The organism is Lysinibacillus sp. JK80 (genome assembly GCF_027557635.1).
GTDB classification, from domain to species: Bacteria; Bacillota; Bacilli; order Bacillales_A; family Planococcaceae; genus Lysinibacillus; species Lysinibacillus capsici.
Window position 1 is genome coordinate 3725855 of sequence record NZ_CP058997.1, and the last position, 17940, is coordinate 3743794.

At 30.3% G+C, this 17940-nt stretch carries 16 protein-coding genes and 1 pseudogene; 4 read left to right on the forward strand and 13 right to left on the reverse strand.

What is annotated here, in order from left to right:
• Positions 1 to 117: 117 nt before the first annotated feature.
• From HXV90_RS23555 to HXV90_RS18740, 10 genes and pseudogenes are all read right to left on the reverse strand, one after another.
• A pseudogene (locus tag HXV90_RS23555) lies at positions 118 to 1197 on the reverse strand (Eco57I restriction-modification methylase domain-containing protein).
• A complete protein-coding gene (locus HXV90_RS18700; RefSeq protein ID WP_269897782.1) occupies positions 1161 to 1457 on the reverse strand; it encodes a DNA methyltransferase in 297 nt (98 codons plus the stop codon). Before HXV90_RS18700 ends, HXV90_RS23555 begins: the two are co-directional and overlap by 37 nt.
• Before the next feature lie 14 nt (positions 1458 to 1471).
• On the reverse strand, positions 1472 to 1696 hold the full coding sequence (locus HXV90_RS18705; protein ID WP_269897783.1) for a hypothetical protein: 225 nt from the start codon (positions 1694 to 1696) through the stop codon (positions 1472 to 1474).
• Between the two features lie 194 nt (positions 1697 to 1890).
• Positions 1891 to 2610 (reverse strand): type I restriction endonuclease, encoded by a 720-nt coding sequence (locus tag HXV90_RS18710; RefSeq protein WP_269897784.1) that lies wholly within the window; start codon positions 2608 to 2610, stop codon positions 1891 to 1893.
• 483 nt (positions 2611 to 3093) lie between these two features.
• On the reverse strand, positions 3094 to 3543 hold the full coding sequence (locus tag HXV90_RS18715; protein WP_269897785.1) for a hypothetical protein: 450 nt from the start codon (positions 3541 to 3543) through the stop codon (positions 3094 to 3096).
• Positions 3544 to 4123: 580 nt separating this feature from the next.
• On the reverse strand, positions 4124 to 5251 hold the full coding sequence (locus tag HXV90_RS18720) for an XRE family transcriptional regulator (protein WP_269897786.1): 1128 nt from the start codon (positions 5249 to 5251) through the stop codon (positions 4124 to 4126).
• A gap of 21 nt (positions 5252 to 5272) precedes the next feature.
• Positions 5273 to 5980: a DUF5986 family protein gene (locus HXV90_RS18725; RefSeq protein ID WP_269897787.1), complete on the reverse strand. Its 708-nt coding sequence runs from the start codon at positions 5978 to 5980 to the stop codon at positions 5273 to 5275.
• A 219-nt stretch (positions 5981 to 6199) separates the two neighbouring features.
• A complete protein-coding gene (locus HXV90_RS18730; RefSeq protein WP_269897788.1) occupies positions 6200 to 6382 on the reverse strand; it encodes a hypothetical protein in 183 nt (60 codons plus the stop codon).
• Between the two features lie 674 nt (positions 6383 to 7056).
• Positions 7057 to 8769 carry a rhomboid family intramembrane serine protease gene (locus HXV90_RS18735; protein WP_269897789.1) on the reverse strand — a complete coding sequence of 571 codons (1713 nt, stop codon included), beginning with the start codon at positions 8767 to 8769 and terminating at the stop codon, positions 7057 to 7059.
• Between the two features lie 37 nt (positions 8770 to 8806).
• Positions 8807 to 9217: a hypothetical protein gene (locus HXV90_RS18740; RefSeq protein WP_269897790.1), complete on the reverse strand. Its 411-nt coding sequence runs from the start codon at positions 9215 to 9217 to the stop codon at positions 8807 to 8809.
• A gap of 197 nt (positions 9218 to 9414) precedes the next feature.
• Between HXV90_RS18740 and HXV90_RS18745 the strand changes: the two genes are divergently transcribed.
• Both HXV90_RS18745 and HXV90_RS18750 read left to right on the forward strand, forming a co-directional pair.
• The gene (locus tag HXV90_RS18745; protein WP_269897791.1) at positions 9415 to 9756 is read left to right on the forward strand and encodes a helix-turn-helix domain-containing protein; all 342 of its coding nucleotides are present in this window, start codon (positions 9415 to 9417) and stop codon (positions 9754 to 9756) included.
• Positions 9757 to 9936: 180 nt separating this feature from the next.
• Positions 9937 to 10860 (forward strand): DUF5655 domain-containing protein, encoded by a 924-nt coding sequence (locus HXV90_RS18750; RefSeq protein WP_269897792.1) that lies wholly within the window; start codon positions 9937 to 9939, stop codon positions 10858 to 10860.
• An 80-nt stretch (positions 10861 to 10940) separates the two neighbouring features.
• Here HXV90_RS18750 and HXV90_RS18755 read toward each other — a convergent pair whose 3' ends face one another.
• Genes HXV90_RS18755 through HXV90_RS18765 form a run of 3 tightly spaced genes read right to left on the reverse strand, consistent with a single transcriptional unit; the run spans position 10941 to position 15738 of the window.
• A complete protein-coding gene (locus tag HXV90_RS18755) occupies positions 10941 to 12224 on the reverse strand; it encodes an McrC family protein (RefSeq protein WP_269897793.1) in 1284 nt (427 codons plus the stop codon).
• Positions 12225 to 12230: 6 nt separating this feature from the next.
• Entirely contained in the window at positions 12231 to 14813 is a 2583-nt protein-coding gene (locus HXV90_RS18760) for an McrB family protein (protein WP_269897794.1), read from the reverse strand.
• 37 nt (positions 14814 to 14850) lie between these two features.
• Entirely contained in the window at positions 14851 to 15738 is an 888-nt protein-coding gene (locus HXV90_RS18765) for an HNH endonuclease (protein WP_269897795.1), read from the reverse strand.
• 591 nt (positions 15739 to 16329) lie between these two features.
• On the opposite strand from HXV90_RS18765, the gene HXV90_RS18770 reads away from it, so the two are divergent.
• Positions 16330 to 17346: a hypothetical protein gene (locus HXV90_RS18770; protein WP_269897796.1), complete on the forward strand. Its 1017-nt coding sequence runs from the start codon at positions 16330 to 16332 to the stop codon at positions 17344 to 17346.
• Positions 17347 to 17348: 2 nt separating this feature from the next.
• Complete coding sequence (locus tag HXV90_RS18775; RefSeq protein WP_269897797.1) at positions 17349 to 17930, forward strand: lecithin retinol acyltransferase family protein; 582 nt, start codon at positions 17349 to 17351, stop codon at positions 17928 to 17930.
• The last annotated feature ends 10 nt before the right edge of the window (positions 17931 to 17940 follow it).

Below are 17940 nucleotides of genomic sequence, written 5' to 3' on the forward strand. Positions count from 1 at the left end.
TTGGTTCATTAGTGACTACTGACCAAATAATTTTATCTTCATTTTGAAATTTTGTTAAACTTTGCGAACGCCCGTATTTATAAAAGTTGGTTTCATTAAGATCTGGTACTTTTCTTTTTAATAATTGGTTCTTAAAATTATTGAGGTACGCAAAGCAACTGGAAAGTTATTTTGAAGCTCTTCAAGTGAATATATAATAGCTTTATCTTGTTCAAATGATTTATAAGGAAAAATAGCAAAAGCTTGAATATCAGGTTCACTAAAAAGAGAAATTCCTTGTCTGTATAAGATTGGTCTAGTAATAGACCTTTCAATTTCCCATACTTTCTTTTCTTTATCAGTAAAATAAATAAATTTATCATCGTAGCTAATATTTTTCTTTAAAATAAATACACTGTCTGCACTAGTCTGTAATCCTACAAACGGCTTTGCAATATTTTCAATAGTTGATGGATTATTCACTTTAATACCATCTAAAATTGACTTGATTGTATTATTTAAGAATACCCATGTCTTATCGGGAGGGTATTTAGAAATAAGGTGTTCGCTACTTTCTTTTCCTTTTAAACTATTATGTCTCCACATTTCTAAATCATAAATATTATTGAAAATAAATTTATCACATTGTCCTTTATATAATGTCAAAAGACATGTATATGTATCTTTTCCTTGAAAAACCTTTTGAGAACCAAAGTTAGATAATTCGCTTAGTAATTTATTATTATAAATAATTGTTCTTAGAGCCTCACCAGACTGTATAGTTAAAAACTTATTTGGAATAATAAATCCTAATCGGCCAGTATCATTCAACAATTGAATTGATCTCTCAACAAATAAACTATACTTATCAAAATTATTATTCAAGCTACAAGTGTATCTGCTATCAGGATTTTATAATAATCGATTTCTTCTTTTCCATACTTAATCATATTTTGGATTTTATATACGGGGGTTGCCAATTATAAAATCAAAACCTCCTTTTTCAGAGAAAATATTTTCAAAACTCTCTTCCCAATCAAATATTATAATTTTGTCTTGGACAGTTTGTGACGCTGTAGAATAAATGTCAAGATAGTTACTATCTACTAATGAATTTCCCCAAAAAATGTTTTCATTCAGTGAAGGTAAAATTTGATTTTTGGTATGATAATTATATTCGTCTAAAGAGTTGGCATTTTCCCCTCTAATAATTTCAATAAAAGACTGAACTTAGCAACTTCAACAGCTTGATAATCAATATCTACGCCAAATATATTTTCTATTAAAATCCTTCTTTTTTCAGTAAAAGTAAGTTCCCATTCGTCAAGATGATTTTTTTTTATGTATTCTGTGTATAATTCTGGTGTTTTTTCACTGTATCTAATTAAAAGGGTAGACATTAAATATTCATAAGCTTCTAATAAAAATATTCCTGAACCCGATGCTGGATCACAAATTTTTATATTTTGTAGTTCCACCAGTGAAAGGTCAGCTACTTTTTATCAATAGTAGATTCTATAATTCTTTTAACTATATACTTAGGGGTAGTGACTACTCCATTAGATTCTATAATTTCTGGACTTTCTTTAAGAGTTAATTGCCCGTTTTCTATCTGTAATTTTTTAGATAAAAATTGCTCATAAATTTCTCCTAATATATGAGATTCAATTACTTCAAAAGAATAAGGACTATTAGGGAAATAAAGTTCTTTGAACATTTTTAGCATCGTATCATCATTAATAATAATTTGATCAACCCCATACGAGTCTAGAGATTCAAATAAACCAGAATTAAACTTTTTATCCGCTTTATCAAGATGTAATTTTAAATCGTTAAATTTGGCAATATCTAGAAGATTTTCATATTCTTCTATATTTCTATCTTCACATATCCGAAGAAAAATTACTTTATTTATAATATTTGAGTTACGGTATCAACTTCGTCCACAGAAAGTTTACTATTATTTTCAAGTATATCTTTAGCTATTTCTAATCGCCAATTTTGTATTTGTTTTAAGAAAAAATCGTCAATACTTTCCGTACCTTGGTTTTCAAACTGTAATATATGTTTTTCAAATTCCCCACTATACACAGCCTCTTTAGAATATGTATTATAAAATTCTTCAAATTTTTCCTGATTGAGTAGATCCTTAATATTTATAATTTTTATTCTACTATTATAGTGTGTATCATTAGCATTAGGCTTTACTATGCAATTATAAACTGCTATTTTTTCAAAGTTTGTTAAAAGCGATATTGGTAATTTAGCGTTCCAACCATATCTTCTAATTTGAAATGCGGCATTAGAATTCGTTTCAATATCAACCGAAGGTTTTTTTACCTCAATAAAAAATTTCCTTTCCCCATTCAGTCTTAAGGCATAATCTGGTTTTTTCTTTTCTATCTTCCCCTCGAGGTTTTCAACTTCTACAGTATCTTCCTCTAGTACATCTCTTAGATAATGTGTTTTACCTTCACAATTTTCTACATCCCAACCTAGGATTTTTAGAAAAGGATTAATAAATTCACTTCTAACTTGTGTTTCGTTATACTTACTACTCTTATAAAGTTTTTTATTTTTCTCAAATTTTTCAATTAATGCTGCCAGACTTTCAAGCTCTTTTTGAAACAAGTGTATCTCTCCTTCGATTATATTTGTTATTCTTACGACACTGATTATTGGAATACCTACCTTCTGGAAATCAGTCATGACTCTTCGGTAGTTGTTTCATTGATCTGGTGTACTATCTTTAGGGGTTGCATTTTCAGCTTGATTGTGCTTAAGCCTTAAGAGAGAAAACCTTATTCCATAACAGAAGATTGCGCTGTAACTGGTATGATAGCAGCCACTGCTCTAAACTCCCTTTTCTTGTTCTAGAGTAACCCATATAAATCCTACTCCGTTCTTATATCGACTTTTTTTCAGGTAGTTTACTTATTTTTTCTCTTTTGGCTAAGATTATGGCTTTTAAATCCGTTATAAGTTATATCTTTTACAGAGTCGTCAAAACTTTTTGTTTTTTATATTGAACGTTACTTTTTCTCCTATCAAACTTTCAAAATCTTTTTTCATAAAATTAATTACTTTGTCTAGCTCTTCTAGAAATATAATATTTTAATTATCTCTGATTATCTCTGATGCAAAAACTTTATATGGTATAGTATTAGAAACGTATATATTAAATTCCTTCCCCATCTCAAATCTAGCATCATTATATTTTCTAGCCTGTTTTTCTCTAAACTCTATCCACTCACAAAGTTTATCACTTGAAAAATGATATAGAAAATTTCTATGCGTATTAAAGGAATTAATTAATTTTGCTTTCTCACTACTATGTTCATATTCAACACCATCTATATTTCTTTTACGAATAATATCCAAATAATTATTATATGATATAGCTAATTTATCTACACTATAATCACCAATTAAATTTATCATTTCATTCTTTATTAAATTTATCGCTGAATTAAATAATTTGAATTTGTAAAAGTCAATATCAAAATCAAAATCTGTATCCTTATTCTCTATAATAAATTCTATTATTTTTTTATCATTATCCATAAGTTCTCTTTTATTTAATTCATATGCCAAATAGTTAAGTGATTCTAAACTTAATCTCCAATAAATATCTCTCTTTTTTTCTATGTATTCAATTATATGACCTAAATATAAATACAATCTTTTTTATTTTGTATTTCAAATTTTACTTTATTTTTTTCTGTTACTACCTTTCCCATAACTACGCTCCTTTACAAATAATTATAATTTACTTAAAGATATATTACATTTTATAACAAATCAATCCAAATATTATTTAAAAGAAAAAAGAGTCCCTTTGATACTCCTTCTTCCTTACTTAAATATCATTTATAGTTCTAAGCAAAATGGAAGACCAGACTTAGATTATAAAAGATTTAAGTTCACAATTAAAGGAACACCACAAATAAGACTATTCAAGTTTATGTGATTTAAAACTTGAATAGTCTTATTGTTTTCCAATTTTGGTTTATGTTTAGAAATTATTTATAATCGTTCGCTACAATAACTTTTTTGGTTTTCGATTTTAGCAGTTAAATGATTTTGAATGGGTAGCCCCATTAAAATCACGAACCTAAGTTACGTTTTTTGAAATCTTTTATCTTTAGAACCACTTTCGACTGTGAATTATCATTAAATATAGCTGGATCAACACCACAAATTTCACCGAGCATTTAGGTGTAAGATATAGCTGATATTGTTCCGCTAATCTCGTTGGTATTTCATGACCTTTTAAAACATTTTCATCCATCAATAATTCTAGCGATTGCTTAAATGCTACTGGTAATGTCATTTTTGTATCTAAATCAAAAGGCTCTGGATTTCTCCATTTTCGATAATGCATTTGTTTATATAATTTCATTTCCTGCTCAGTATTGATTAAACTAAGATCTCTCGCCCGTTTTATCATAGCAGCCATTGATACATTCCATTTCCTTTTTAAATTGTAATAGGTTTCGATTTCATCTACAATTAATCCACTTAGTTCCTCTCCAAATGAGACACTTGGCATTAAAAAAGTAGAGGCAAATTTATTTGCTTCATTCTCCATTACCTTATATTCATCTTTATCTAATTCTTGTGGGTTTAAATGTTGATGGAGAACCCAATGTCCTATTTCATGAGCTATGCTAAATTGTTGTCTAAAAAATGAACCTCTTTCCCCAATAGTAATAATAAAATATTCTTTATCATTGATTGTGTTCATACTACTAAATGCATCTACTTTATCTTCCTGATAATCCATATTTATAACAGCAAAGCCCATTAATTCAGCAACCTCTACAATATCATGAATAGGGGTAACACCCAAACCCATCATTTCTCTGATATCTAAAGCAATTTCCTCATAATTGTTCATTAACTCATACTTTGAACGATCAAGTAATTCAGGAAAATCAATAAACTGTTCTAAAAAATCCCTTACTATTACAGAATATTTTGTAGAGATAGTAGCAGGCTCTTTTGATTTCTGAGTTGCAGTTAAACGTGATCTAAAAAAAGTGCCTTCATTAATTATGGTAAAGGTTTCCTCTGAATAGAAGAACTCTCTGGGATATCCTAGTATATCAGTCAATAGTAATGATTTTTCAAAACTAGGATCGCTTTTACCACTTTCATATTTAGAAACCATTTGTTTTGTGACATTTAACTTCTCTGCTAAATCAGTAATCGATAACTTGTTATAAAGTCTCGCTTCCTTTAGTCGTTGTCCATTAAATATCTTTTTCATAATGCTATCTCCAAACTATTTCTATTTTTTCAATTGTACAATTCTCTTTTTAGCTGGTGCTTTAAGGTCTTTTTCAATTTTACTCTCCTTAGTTCCAGCATTTACATTATCATTTTCTAATACTAATTGATAGTTCGTATCGATTAGATGTGTTAATCCTTGTTCCCAAACTAATTGATTTTTAGCGTTGAAAACATAAGCTCTGACAGTAGAAATAAAAGATACATCAAACCCAAAAACTATAACTCGAGATGGATTTTGTTCTAATAACTGTAGCATCTCTCTCGCCTCATCGATATCAAATTTGCTTTCGTGCTTATTTGAAGCAAATAAATTAAACGAAGTCTGTTCAAACAATTCCTCCATTTTATTATAATGCCCGTTAAATAAATTTAATAATCTCAAGTAATGACTATCTTTAGCATTACGAATAATTTTCTGTAAATTCTTCTCTGCAAAAAATACATATAATTCATTCTCAGGACCAATAATGGATAACGCTTCCCAAAGCCTTCCACGTTTAATTTTCCAATATTTCAAATCAAACTTATCAGCTATTTTTAAAATAGTATTATATCTTTGATCCCATTTATGCTGATGTGAACTATTTTGTGTACCTTCACCAGATTCATTTAAAATTGATTGTAAATATAGCTGGCGCAGTTCCGGATCTGAATAAACTAATCCGTTTACAATATCTTTTAAAATTTCATCTTCTAAACTTATCATTCTTCAACCTCCTATCATATATATTATTTTAGATTTAATATAAAAAAAGTCAACTACAACTGATTTAATTTCAGGAAAATAAAATACAAATTATTTTAAATAAAAATAGTTTATCGTCAAGTTAATACTTCGATAAACTATTTATTGTATTTATTATAGAATTTTTGTAGGATGCTGCTTTAGCGTTTTTAGTATAAAAAGAACTTATTAAAATTCCCCTTATTCACTTACTACAAATAATTTTAAATTAATACCACTTGTTTCTTTTAAAAAGCTTTCAGTTACACCCAGCAAAGTTAAAATATCTTTTCCATTGTTTGATTTAGAAATGCTTGGTTGTACAATATATATTTCAAATTGCATCGGAATACGCCTTTTAGCCTTATCTTTAAGTAATTCCAAATCTTCTTTTGAACCTCTTTCAAGTCTTGAACATGTTTGTTTATCATATGTCTTTTGTTCTCTTCTTAAAAGATGTCTGAAAAAAATTCATCACCTTTTTTCGATTTCCAGGATATAGACTTTTGAGCTTGCCCACACACTTGATAAAGATTTTCTATACTCTTTGATATTTTCCCATCTTTTGCGTATTTCAAATGATACATTTCTATTTAAGAATTTTATATTCTTCTTTGATTGTAATAATATCCGCTATTTCTCCAGAGCCATCATCATCATAAATAACATGGTAATCCTTGTTTTTTAAATTTTGAATCATAGCATATTGAATAGAATTCTTCTTTGGATTTACATACTGAGATTCTTTGGCTATGTCTTCTCCCTTCCAATCATATGGGATTAATTTCTCTAAAGGATATTGATTAATTGTATGCTTCAGCTCAACATATTCATTTCCTGTTAACGAAGAACCATCAACAAACCAAAATTTCTGGTAGATTAGTAGAAACTTTCATTAGTACTCTCCTCCAAAAATCGTATTACTTTCATTTTACAAGGGTATTACTTATTTTAATAAACATTAGTCATAATTAACAGATTTGTATTACATTAGACCCTTGGTGCTCTAAACTAAAAACCCCAAGAATGGAAAAAACACTTCCGTTCTTGGGCTATTTTTAATAATTTAAAGGTGTTGTAATATAATTAATAATAGAGTAAATATCTTTTTGGTTTTCAAGTATTTCACCGTCATAAAGAATTCGGTGTACTGAAAAATAATCATCAAATTCAGGAATCAAAATAAATTCAAGATAAGAACTACGTCCAGGCATAATCTCCCCTTTGTAGTAACCTGAAATAAAAATAGACCTAGCTCTAACCTCAATGTTTAAATCAGTAAAAGAATTGTCATTAAAAATAGCATAAACAGAGGTATTAGGATATTCAACTAACATAAAATCCCCCATATCATTTGGAATGAAATAATCACTATTTAATCCGGATAGCTCTGGTTCATCATTATTATATAAAGTCGTTATCTTCTTTCGATCACTTTGCACTTTAGTATTATCTTTTTCGACTTTCTTTTCTGTAGTTTGGCTTATTTTATCAGATATTGATTGATCTTTATTTTGATCATTTCCTTCATGTAACATTGGCTGTTCATTTTTAATGTCATTTATCATACTAATAAAAATGAATAAAAGTAAACTTGAAACAATTAATACCATAAACTGCACTATACGAATAACACTATTTTTTGCTTTTTGAAAAGCCGTTCCAAATATTAATTGTAATTCGAATTCAACCTTTTTCATTAAAGTATTATGATTTATTTTATTTTTTTTCTGTTTATATTCCCTTACTACATCATGTCCAAGTTGTATTATAGATTGGTTATATTTAGTTTTTTTAGCTTGTTTATAGTAATAGCCATTCTTTATTAAACCCCGTAGCTTCCAACTTGTAAGAAACGTCTTTATAATCCAATAAATGATCCAGAGCAATAAAACAGATATTATTATTTCTATCACACTTCCATTTACAAAGCTCAAAAGTTGTTTTTGATTTTGCCCGGCTAACAATCTATCAAGATTATAAATTAACTTATCACTATAATAATTTGAAGACAGATACATAACTTCATTTCCAGTTTTATTTCGCATGTCTTGAATAAATGGTAAAGCAATATTTGGATAAAGTATTTTAGGTATACAAGTCATAATAACTATACCAATAAATGTAATTATTGATTTGATAAAACTCGTAACCCAATTTTCATCTACTTCTTGGTGAGTTTTAAATATTGCAGCAATAATTATTCCACTTATCAAACCTCCCATATGACCAGCAATAGATATACCTGGAATAAAGAAAGTCCACACCATATTTGCCCATAGCATATTCCATACCCAATTACGTGTTGTTTGATCAATCCATGGATCTTTTTTCAAAATTAAACCTACATATAACCCCATTAACCCATACCCTGAACCAGATGCCCCACCTACAATTGTATTTACTTCCGTGAAGATCAGGACAAATAGACCACCAAACATCCCTGTTATCAAAAAGAAAGCTGTGTATTTAATTGGACCATACACTCTTTCTAAAAAGGGACCTGTCACTAAAATTGCCCCTAAGTTCATTAATAAATGTATTGGACCACCTATTTGATGAAATGTATAAGTAATTGTACGGATTAATCCATCAGTTGTCGCATCTGGCGGTATGATTGAACCAAACAGTCTAGCTGTTTCGAAATCTGTTGGTCCATTCCCCCAAATATAACTGGCTATAAATGATAGTACTAGTAAAAAAACAAATAAAGTTGTAGCAGGTGATCTTTTAATTACATCCTTCAACAGCTCTAAATCAAAAACTCCCATGTACAAATACCTCTCACTATATATAATAATTAATGAATCATTCTTCATCTAATGACTCTAGCCAATTCTGGATTTTTTTATTTTCTTGTACAAAGTCTGACTTCATTACGGATGGTAATTTATTATTTAACAATTCTATGTAAGAATGATTATACTTTTCCACTTCCTTATTAATTATGGTTATGCCAATAAAAGTTAAATCCATACACAGTATTACAGCTAAAATTGGGACAACATAAGATTTTTTTAATTGCAGACCTTTATCACGAATAATTAAAAGGAAAATAATTATACCTACAATTGAAAGTGCTGTTCCAAGTGAAAACACTATTAAAAAGGTTAATAGTCTAAATCCTCCCTCACTATTCTTTAAGCTATATGCTGCAAGCAAACCAAGTATTATTCCAATTGTTCCCTTAACCCCAGCAATCACTGTCAATACGGTCATACTATAACCCCCACTTCAAATCTAATACTAAAAACATTTAGTAACTTTAATCCATCGTATTTTTTTGTAATTTTTTCTATCAATAGTTTAATTATACACACAGAAAGTATTAATAGTATATATATAAAAACAATAAGTATTAATAGTATGTAGAACAAGTAAAACCTTCCTACTAGGGTTATCTTAGGAGGGATCGAATGGATAGTTTAGTGGAATCAGTCGGAATACACATCCGTGTGTTAAGGAAAAGTAAGAAGCTTAGTCAAGAAGAGCTTGCTTTCAAAGCTAATGTTCACCCAACATATATTGGTCAAATTGAACGTGGAGAAAAAAACTTAACTATCTCTAGCCTTTATCAAATTACAAATGCTTTAGAAATTAATCTTGCGGAATTCTTTTCAGTTATTGAAACTGAATATAGTTCTACTGAAAATTTACCTTATCGCTTAATTATTAAATTACTACAAGATGTAGATATAACAGAGCAAAGAAAGTTATACGAAATACTAAAGCAAATTGTTGAGTGGAAAAAAACTTAAGAAAATCTATGTATGTCATGAGAGATTTTTGTATTTATGTCATTTATTATGTTCAGGAGTTGGAATTCCCCTAACTAATTGAATAAAATACTCTTCAAGCATATTCTCTTTATCAAATAACTTGCCATAACTAAATAGAAACTACTTTAATTTCATGGATTTACTGTTAGGAGGAACCAAATGGGGGATATTAAATTTTTTAAAATTGACAATGATAACGTGCAAGAATTACATGGACATTCAGTTTCACTTGAAAAATCATTACAAAATTTAATCGAAAATCACCTTGAAGCATTTCTTGGGATAAAATTTTTAGCTTCGGAATATTCAACTGGAAAACGTCATGGAGGAAGAATAGACACACTTGGATTAGATGAAAATCATTCTCCTGTTATTATCGAATATAAAAGATCTATGAATGAAAATGTGATCAATCAAGGTCTCTACTATTTAGATTGGCTACTTGACCATAAAGCAGAATTCGAATTGATGACTTTAAGAAATTTCGGTCAATCTATTGCAGACAATATTGATTGGAGTAGCCCACGTCTCTTATGTATTGCCGGTAACTTCACAAAATACGATGAACATGCCGTTCAGCAAATAAATCGCAACATAGAACTTTATCAATACAAACACTATTTAGGTGGATTTTTAATGTTGGATTTAGTGAATGCAACAACAGCCCAAACTGTTTATATTGAAGAAAGCTCTATAGATAGAACGCAAAAATCAAATACCAAAACATTTAAAACTGTTTCAGATTATTTGGATCAAGCAAATGAACAGTTAACGGATCGCTTCGAAAATTTAAAATCCTTTATGATTGCCATAGGTGACGATGTACAAATGAAAACGTTAAAATATTACATCGCTTTCAAACGTATTAAGAACTTCGCCTGTGTTGAAGTCCATCCACAGTCAAATTCAATCTTAGTATATTTAAAAGTAGACCCTACAACAGTAACTTTAGAACAAGGTTTTACACGTAATGTAACTAATATCGGACATTATGGGACTGGTGATTTAGAAATAAGAATCAATAATGATGAAGACCTTGAGAAAGCTAAATATTTTATCGAAAAATCATATGATATAAGCTAAAATAACTACCTATTGAGTTAAATTTAACTCAATAGGTAGTTTTATAATTTATAGAACCCTCTTATTTTTATACTCTTGATTTAAATTTTATATTTATTCATAAACACTTCTAAGCTTTCTTCAATCCGATGACAATCTACAAAAAACACCTTTACTTGCACACCATCGTCACTAGTAAAGCAGATTTCCTCATCCCCATTAAACTCATCGTTAATCGGATAAAAAAGACAAATCTCATTGGTTTCATATTTCTTCGCATAGGCATACATTTGATACATATCTGTCTGCGATATACCATAGTTACTACTAGGTGTATTTTTTAACATCTTCCACTTAGTATCAATAATAATTGTTCGTTGTCCTACTTCATTCCGTAAAACAATATCTGGCCTTAACGCAAATTGCTTCTCAAATAAATGATACTGTCGATCTTGCAAAAAAATCGACCATTCCTTCTGTTGCATCATTCTTCTCAAACTATGCCCAACATAATCCTCAAAAACTCTATCCATTGGGAATAAAAGTGCATGTACAAATGAAGTACCCACAAAAGTTGTAAAACTTTTATTGCGTAAAAAAATCTCAGACCAATTTAAGACAGTCTCATAATTCTTTGAATTACGGTCAATTTTCACTTGCGCGAAATCCTTTTCAATAGAAGGTGATAGTTCAACTAATTCGAAATTCGCTAGTAACTTTCGTAATTCTTTCATATTTTCCGTGCTCTCAGATTCTTTCGCCAGCTTTATTAATGTCGATTTAATCAAACGATTTTCTGGTCGGTTCAAACCAAATTCATCATATTGCACATAGAACCGTTCCTTATGCACTGAATTATGTTTAATTTGCTGTGAGAAATTCATCTTCCCTTTAAACACTCTGAGATTGTCTTCCACTTCATAATAGGCTGACTTCAATCCCAGTTTAATAAGATGCTGAACTTCCTGTATATACAATCGAATAAATATCTCAAAGATCGGCATTTTTTCAGTATTTAAGTTTGTTTCATTAAATGTCTTGCTCGGAAAACCCCTAAGTGTCTTTAACATTTTCAAAAATGTCTTTTTGGAGTCATCCTGTGTTCCACCATGAATTTTCGGAAGTATTTGTAGCTGAACACCATTATTTAATTGAAGCACACCAACATAGTTTTTTGCGCGAATTATTTTACCAACATTTCTTTTCGATGAAATCGACAAAAAATCAATTGCATCAGCTTCATTTGATTCGTTGAAAGTTAATATTAAGTTTTCTAATTGAGTAAACGAAGCCTTGTCTAAATAGACTGCCCCTCCCTCTTTACTAGTTTCTTGAATGCTTGTGATGATATCGTATTCCCTTAACTCAACTAACTTTCTCTTCATACTGACTTACTCATAAATTTCAATATAACTAGCATGCTTTTTAAAAGCTGCTAATTGAATCGAATACTTAGTTTCAGGGATATCGATGTCAGGATTCGCTTTAAATACTGCATTCGCTTGTACTGGTGTATCTAAAATAAACTTTAAATTATCTGCTTTTGCATTATCTCCAAGAACCAGTTGAATTTTGCTGTAGTCCTCAAAGAAGTATTCTTGCAGAAGCGGGATAATCGCATTTCTAAAAATATTCTCTAAGTTTTCAATCGTAGTGTCATGTTTTAATCCCATGAAATAAGCATGACCAATTGTGTGTTCACGATCGTACAGCACTTCAATTCGTTTGTTAATTGTGTCGACCATCTTCTGAATATTGATATTACCGACTTTAATTTCTTCTAGAAGTTGCACATTTGGCATCATTTCGATAAAGCGGAAACGTCTTCTTAATGCCGTATCCATCATCGCAATCGAGCGATCAGCGGTGTTCATTGTCCCTAATAAATAGACGTTTTGTGGCACGCCGAATTCTTCTTTTGAATATGGCAAACGAACTTTCATTTGCTCTGGAGCTCCAAGACGCTTCGTCGGTTCAATTAACGTAATGAGTTCACCTAAAATTTTCGAGATATTACCTCGGTTGATTTCGTCGATGATAAAGACATAGTTCTTATGGTTTTCTTCAACTGTTATTAGTTCATCTTGAGAGTGCTTTAAAATGAGCTCGTTGACACTATCAGTGGATATTCTTTTCAATTCATAAATAGTACGTAACGTTAAGTTTTTCTTTCCGTTTAAATCATACACATATTCATGAATATTTTTTGCAATCCATTTAACAGAACGACTACGTTTATAGTATTCTTCATCCACTAACCACTCTGGCTCACCTATAATAACGCCAATTGCATCAATATGCTTTTGGTCACCCAATGAAAATACAATATCTCCAATACTCATGACATCATAAAAGCAATCTAAAATATCTTTGACATTACCGGTGGGTTCTTCTTCATCTTCCGTTAAATCTTCACCAAAATAATCCCAACCAATACGAATACGATTATTTTCGAAGCAATCTTCTTTTACATCATTCATACCACTTCCACCTAGTGATACTTTCCAGACACGTGTATCAATCTCTAGAGCTTCGTTGTTATTTGTAACTTTAAGCTGCTGAGCGTTCTCACAAAAAGCCTTAAAAATTCCTGATTCGATCTTATACTGAAGTAGTTCGTCTTGTTCTTCATCTAAAGCAGGCTTGATCCCTTCAATAAATTCCTCATAACCAAACGACTGATGAAATGTAGTAAAATTAATTTGTCCTGATTTTTTATAATTGTTATAACGCTCTAAAATAGTTTGATAATCTTCTCTGAATAACGATTCAATGGAACAGTTTTCAATAATCGCTACTGCGTAAATTACCGTATTATACGTTTTCCCTGTACCTGGTGGACCATATAAAATCATATTTTTATCGTACATTGTAGCCTCCTCCTTATCTGGTAAATTACTTTCAACTTTACCTATGACTAAATTGTAGTATTCTATTAAATTTCCAAAAGCATTATCTAATTTTTGATAGATTATCTCATTTGTTAACGACTGCAATTGGATTTGTTCATTCGTCAGATGGTAGACAATTTGTACCTTTTTATACTCTCCATCCTGAATTCTCTTTTGGATTTCAGGTGCTGGTTCATTTGAAACTTCAGAATCCCAGCTTCTATTTACCTTTATGTAATAACAGTACTGATCGTTTTGGATTAATGATTTATTTAAAATCTTATGGTGTCGATCGAAGTCCGATTGCTTTGCCTTCTTTTCATCTAATTCAATTGAAATTCTAAATTGCACTTCTTCATCATTTTTCTCTGCAAAAATTGAAATGCTTGTTAAGACATTCTCATATTCTTCATATTTCAGTTGATTCCATAAATATCTTCGAACAACATCATTTCCACCAGTAAGCCACCTCGACTTATTTTTATTTTTCACTCCATACTTGAGTGCAAAGCTATCTGCTAGTTTATTTAACTCATTTACTGCGGCGCTTCCGCTTTCTCGTATCGCTAAGTAGAATTGTTTTTCCGGTTCATCCAATTGATAAGGGCTTTTATAGGGATGATTTGCATAAGTATTTAAATGTGTTATTATTTTTTTGAAATCAATTTTAGGGACAACTATAGACCATTCTTTATTATCAAAGAAAGCACGGTACTCAGTTTCAACAAAATAAATTAACTGATCCACTGAGATTTCTTCACCATTTGATAAAGTCAATGAATCTTGAAATTTTAAGTCAGGTCTTTCTTTCTCTCCATTAAACTCACCTGGATAGCTCAGTCTTCTGTTTTTCTCATTTATTTGCCTCAAAAAATTATGTAGTTTATTTTCGTGGTCCCCATTAAAATGCTGCGAAATCCTAGCACCTTCCACATTACTATCTGTTAAACTTTGCGCTCTCTTTTGAATATCAGCTTGTACAAGTCCTATATCTGAGATCGATTTTACTTGATCATTTTTAAATCGTTCATAAGTCATCAATGCTGCGGCTAACCAAACTGCTTGATTTACCGTTAAATTCATAATAAGCACCTCCCAGATTCATTGTATTTTGTTAGATTTATTTAATAAGATTTTGGTTATGCTCTTCCATATAACTCCACTGCTCTTCATTTAAGTTAACTCGCAACCCATCATTTACATTCAAAAATACTCGATCTATTTCATCTAATGATTGAGATATCACAATCTTTCCATCTAAATCGAACGAAATCAAATGTTTATCAAACAATGCATCATGATTTGGGCAAAGTAATAATCCATTATTCACATCAAGTCTCTCCGCATTTGTAGAAACACTCCATGGTTTAATATGACTTGCAATTAGAACGCGCGAATCTGTTACACCACATAATGCACATTTACACTCACGTTTGACTAGTAACTTTTTAAACTTCCCCTGGCCAATACGTGATTTGATCAACCGTTCTTTTTCAGTTCGTGATATGGGTAAGTTTTCAACTTGCTGAATTTCTTTAAATTCTTCTTGTAGCTCTTGATTATCTTCCATAACTGAAGGCAGTTTCGTAAACTTTGCTTTACTATCTATTAAGCGCAGTGGGAAAATCCATACAAGGCGCTGTCTGCCATCTTGATCCTTTTGTTGACCCTGATATGGCTCACCTGCAAGCTCTACTTGTCCGCGATATGTATATTCTCTTGGCTTCATTACCTCAAAAAAATGAATCTCTACTCCATTACTATCTGATTCTGCTAATGTCAAATTTTGACCACTCATCTTCTGATCACCACTCTGGCCCATACCTGTGTAATGATAAATATCATCAACAATCTTGTCATCATAAAGCTTCGTCTTATCTGAAATAAGCGTCAACGTATTAGTTCGATTCGACTTACGCATTCCTCCCTGAGGAGCACATAAAAACACCTCACAAAGCTGCTGATTATTTACAACTTCATTTATTGCTAAAGAACGTGTCAACGTCATAGAATAGCCTCCTATATTGCATTTTTCTATTTATTGGGTATTATAATCCAATTACACTAATAACACTTATGAAAGCCGTTATTAATTCAATTATATATTATTAATATAGAGCAGCTAATCCTTAACCTGGGGATTAGCTGCTCTATTTACATTTCAAAATGAAATTTTACGAAATATCTATTAAAGCTACAATGCCTGTATTTACAACATTCAGCCGAATTTTCATTACGCTTAAAAATTGAAAAATTTTTATTTTGAAATTCATTGATATATTAATAGATATTTTTAATAAATAATTTTCGTAAAAATAATCATTTTGTATATGTGTAAAAGAAACATAAAATATTGGGTTTTATCTCAACGAACAAAGGAGGTTCAAATTAAATGAAACTTGAAGTTATCGTCAATATTAATTCCGATTGTTTGTCCTTAATTAAATTCTAAAAAGTTTGCCAAAGTCACACAAGCGTTGATGAAACCTAATTATCCTTAAATTAAATATGAACCACCTTTGTGTAAAACGAAATTCATACAAAACCAACTAAATACAGTAAAAAATTTAAAAAAACTTTAAAGGACGTGAAAGAATTTATGTTCCCCTATGAGATCTCTCCAGCACACGATGTTGTTTTAAAATCTATTTCAAAGAAATTTCAGAATGCATTAATTAATCGTACTTCATTTCAAAATATTATTGATAACGAATTCAATGAGTTAAAATACACCTTACCTTTGGCATTAAAAGACCTTGTCGATTTTTATGAAATTAATAAAGTGCAAGATACAAATAATATCGGTATAAAAGATTTACCTTTTGAAGAAATAACGATACAAAGTGCCGAAGCAAAAGGCGACTGTGCAACGATACTTTTAACTCGCAAATTAAAAAATATTCATGATTTAAAAGTAGGCGTTATTTGTGATAATTCCGATTCAATTAAAGCAAATCAAAATCTTATAAAACTAAAGGCAACTTCAGAAACATTTGAAGCTATTGGATTAGATAAGAATGATTTTAACAACATAATCATGGCAAAATATTTGTCTTATTACTTTTTATCATCAGTTGGAAAAAATCAACTAATACTATGTCTTGAAAGGAAGGAAAATCAATCGTTCAAAACTTTAAAAATTAGTCGTTTAAAGGAGCTATCCATTCCTATAGCTCTCAATATCCGATACTTAGTAGAAAATATCGAAAATCAAATTTATTGGCATGATGCAGAACGATATTCTAGCCAGTTAGACAATTCAACATCTATGTTTAATACATTTGATAAAATAATGGATTCTTTAGTAAGTGAGAATCAACAAACTCATTACGTTTCTAGAAACTTATTTACTACACGTGAGTTTGGCTTTTTATTAGCTCAGTATATTGTAAATAAGCCATTATTCAGCAAGTTAAATATTTCAGTTGTTCTAGAAAGTATGGTACATTATGGATTATTTGAAAGTCATCAACAAAGTAGCTGGAATGATGTACCCATCGAATTTTATAGCCCACATCATGAAATTGAAGGCGATATTATAATCGTCATTAAACTGTTCGAACAGCCATTACGATTACCTGAAAATGCAAAAATAATTTATTTGAAGGAGAAATAATCATGGGAATTTGGGACGGACTAAAAATTGCTTTCGAAGGAATTTCAGCTGCAAATAAAGAACTTGTCGAAGGTATAAAAGAAATTATAACTGAAACAAAGCGTGACATCATCTCTGATTGGAAAAGAGAAGTTCCTGATGTTGGTAATACCATTGAGAAAGTGGATAGAACAATAACGACTTTAAAAAATGTTATGGAACAGATACCCGATACTTCATCAGGGCCATTTAACCCCAATATTAAGTTACGAAAAATCCTGAAAGAAGCTAATAAAGCGAGCAATATAACTTCAAAAAATTCCATCAAACGCGCTCAGCATTTAAAAGTAAGTCGAATAGGATATTCACATCATGCTCTTTCAATTAATGAATATGAAGTGATTCATTATCAAGACGGGGAAGTAAAAATTGAAACGATTGAAAGCTTCGCAAAAGGGGCAGCAATCCATGTTGTTGATACACCGAGGCTTTATAAAAAAGACGAAGTACTGGCCCGTGCTCACTCAAAATTAGGTGAGAAAGAATATAGCTTGATTTTCAATAACTGCGAGCACTTTGTTAGATGGTCTTTGAACGGTGATTAATATTATAAAA

Coding starts and splice junctions, on each gene's coding strand:
- HXV90_RS18725 (WP_269897787.1), bottom strand. CDS start 5,980: ATGATAAGTTTAGAAGATGAAATTTTAAAAGATATTGTAAACGGATTA.
- HXV90_RS18760 (WP_269897794.1), bottom strand. CDS start 14,813: ATGAATTTAACGGTAAATCAAGCAGTTTGGTTAGCCGCAGCATTGATG.
- HXV90_RS18745 (WP_269897791.1), top strand. CDS start 9,415: ATGGATAGTTTAGTGGAATCAGTCGGAATACACATCCGTGTGTTAAGG.
- HXV90_RS18770 (WP_269897796.1), top strand. CDS start 16,330: ATGTTCCCCTATGAGATCTCTCCAGCACACGATGTTGTTTTAAAATCT.
- HXV90_RS18765 (WP_269897795.1), bottom strand. CDS start 15,738: ATGACGTTGACACGTTCTTTAGCAATAAATGAAGTTGTAAATAATCAG.
- HXV90_RS18705 (WP_269897783.1), bottom strand. CDS start 1,696: ATGTTCAAAGAACTTTATTTCCCTAATAGTCCTTATTCTTTTGAAGTA.
- HXV90_RS18755 (WP_269897793.1), bottom strand. CDS start 12,224: ATGAAGAGAAAGTTAGTTGAGTTAAGGGAATACGATATCATCACAAGC.
- HXV90_RS18715 (WP_269897785.1), bottom strand. CDS start 3,543: ATGGATAATGATAAAAAAATAATAGAATTTATTATAGAGAATAAGGAT.
- HXV90_RS18775 (WP_269897797.1), top strand. CDS start 17,349: ATGGGAATTTGGGACGGACTAAAAATTGCTTTCGAAGGAATTTCAGCT.
- HXV90_RS18720 (WP_269897786.1), bottom strand. CDS start 5,251: ATGAAAAAGATATTTAATGGACAACGACTAAAGGAAGCGAGACTTTAT.
- HXV90_RS18750 (WP_269897792.1), top strand. CDS start 9,937: ATGGGGGATATTAAATTTTTTAAAATTGACAATGATAACGTGCAAGAA.
- HXV90_RS18735 (WP_269897789.1), bottom strand. CDS start 8,769: ATGGGAGTTTTTGATTTAGAGCTGTTGAAGGATGTAATTAAAAGATCA.
- HXV90_RS18740 (WP_269897790.1), bottom strand. CDS start 9,217: ATGACCGTATTGACAGTGATTGCTGGGGTTAAGGGAACAATTGGAATA.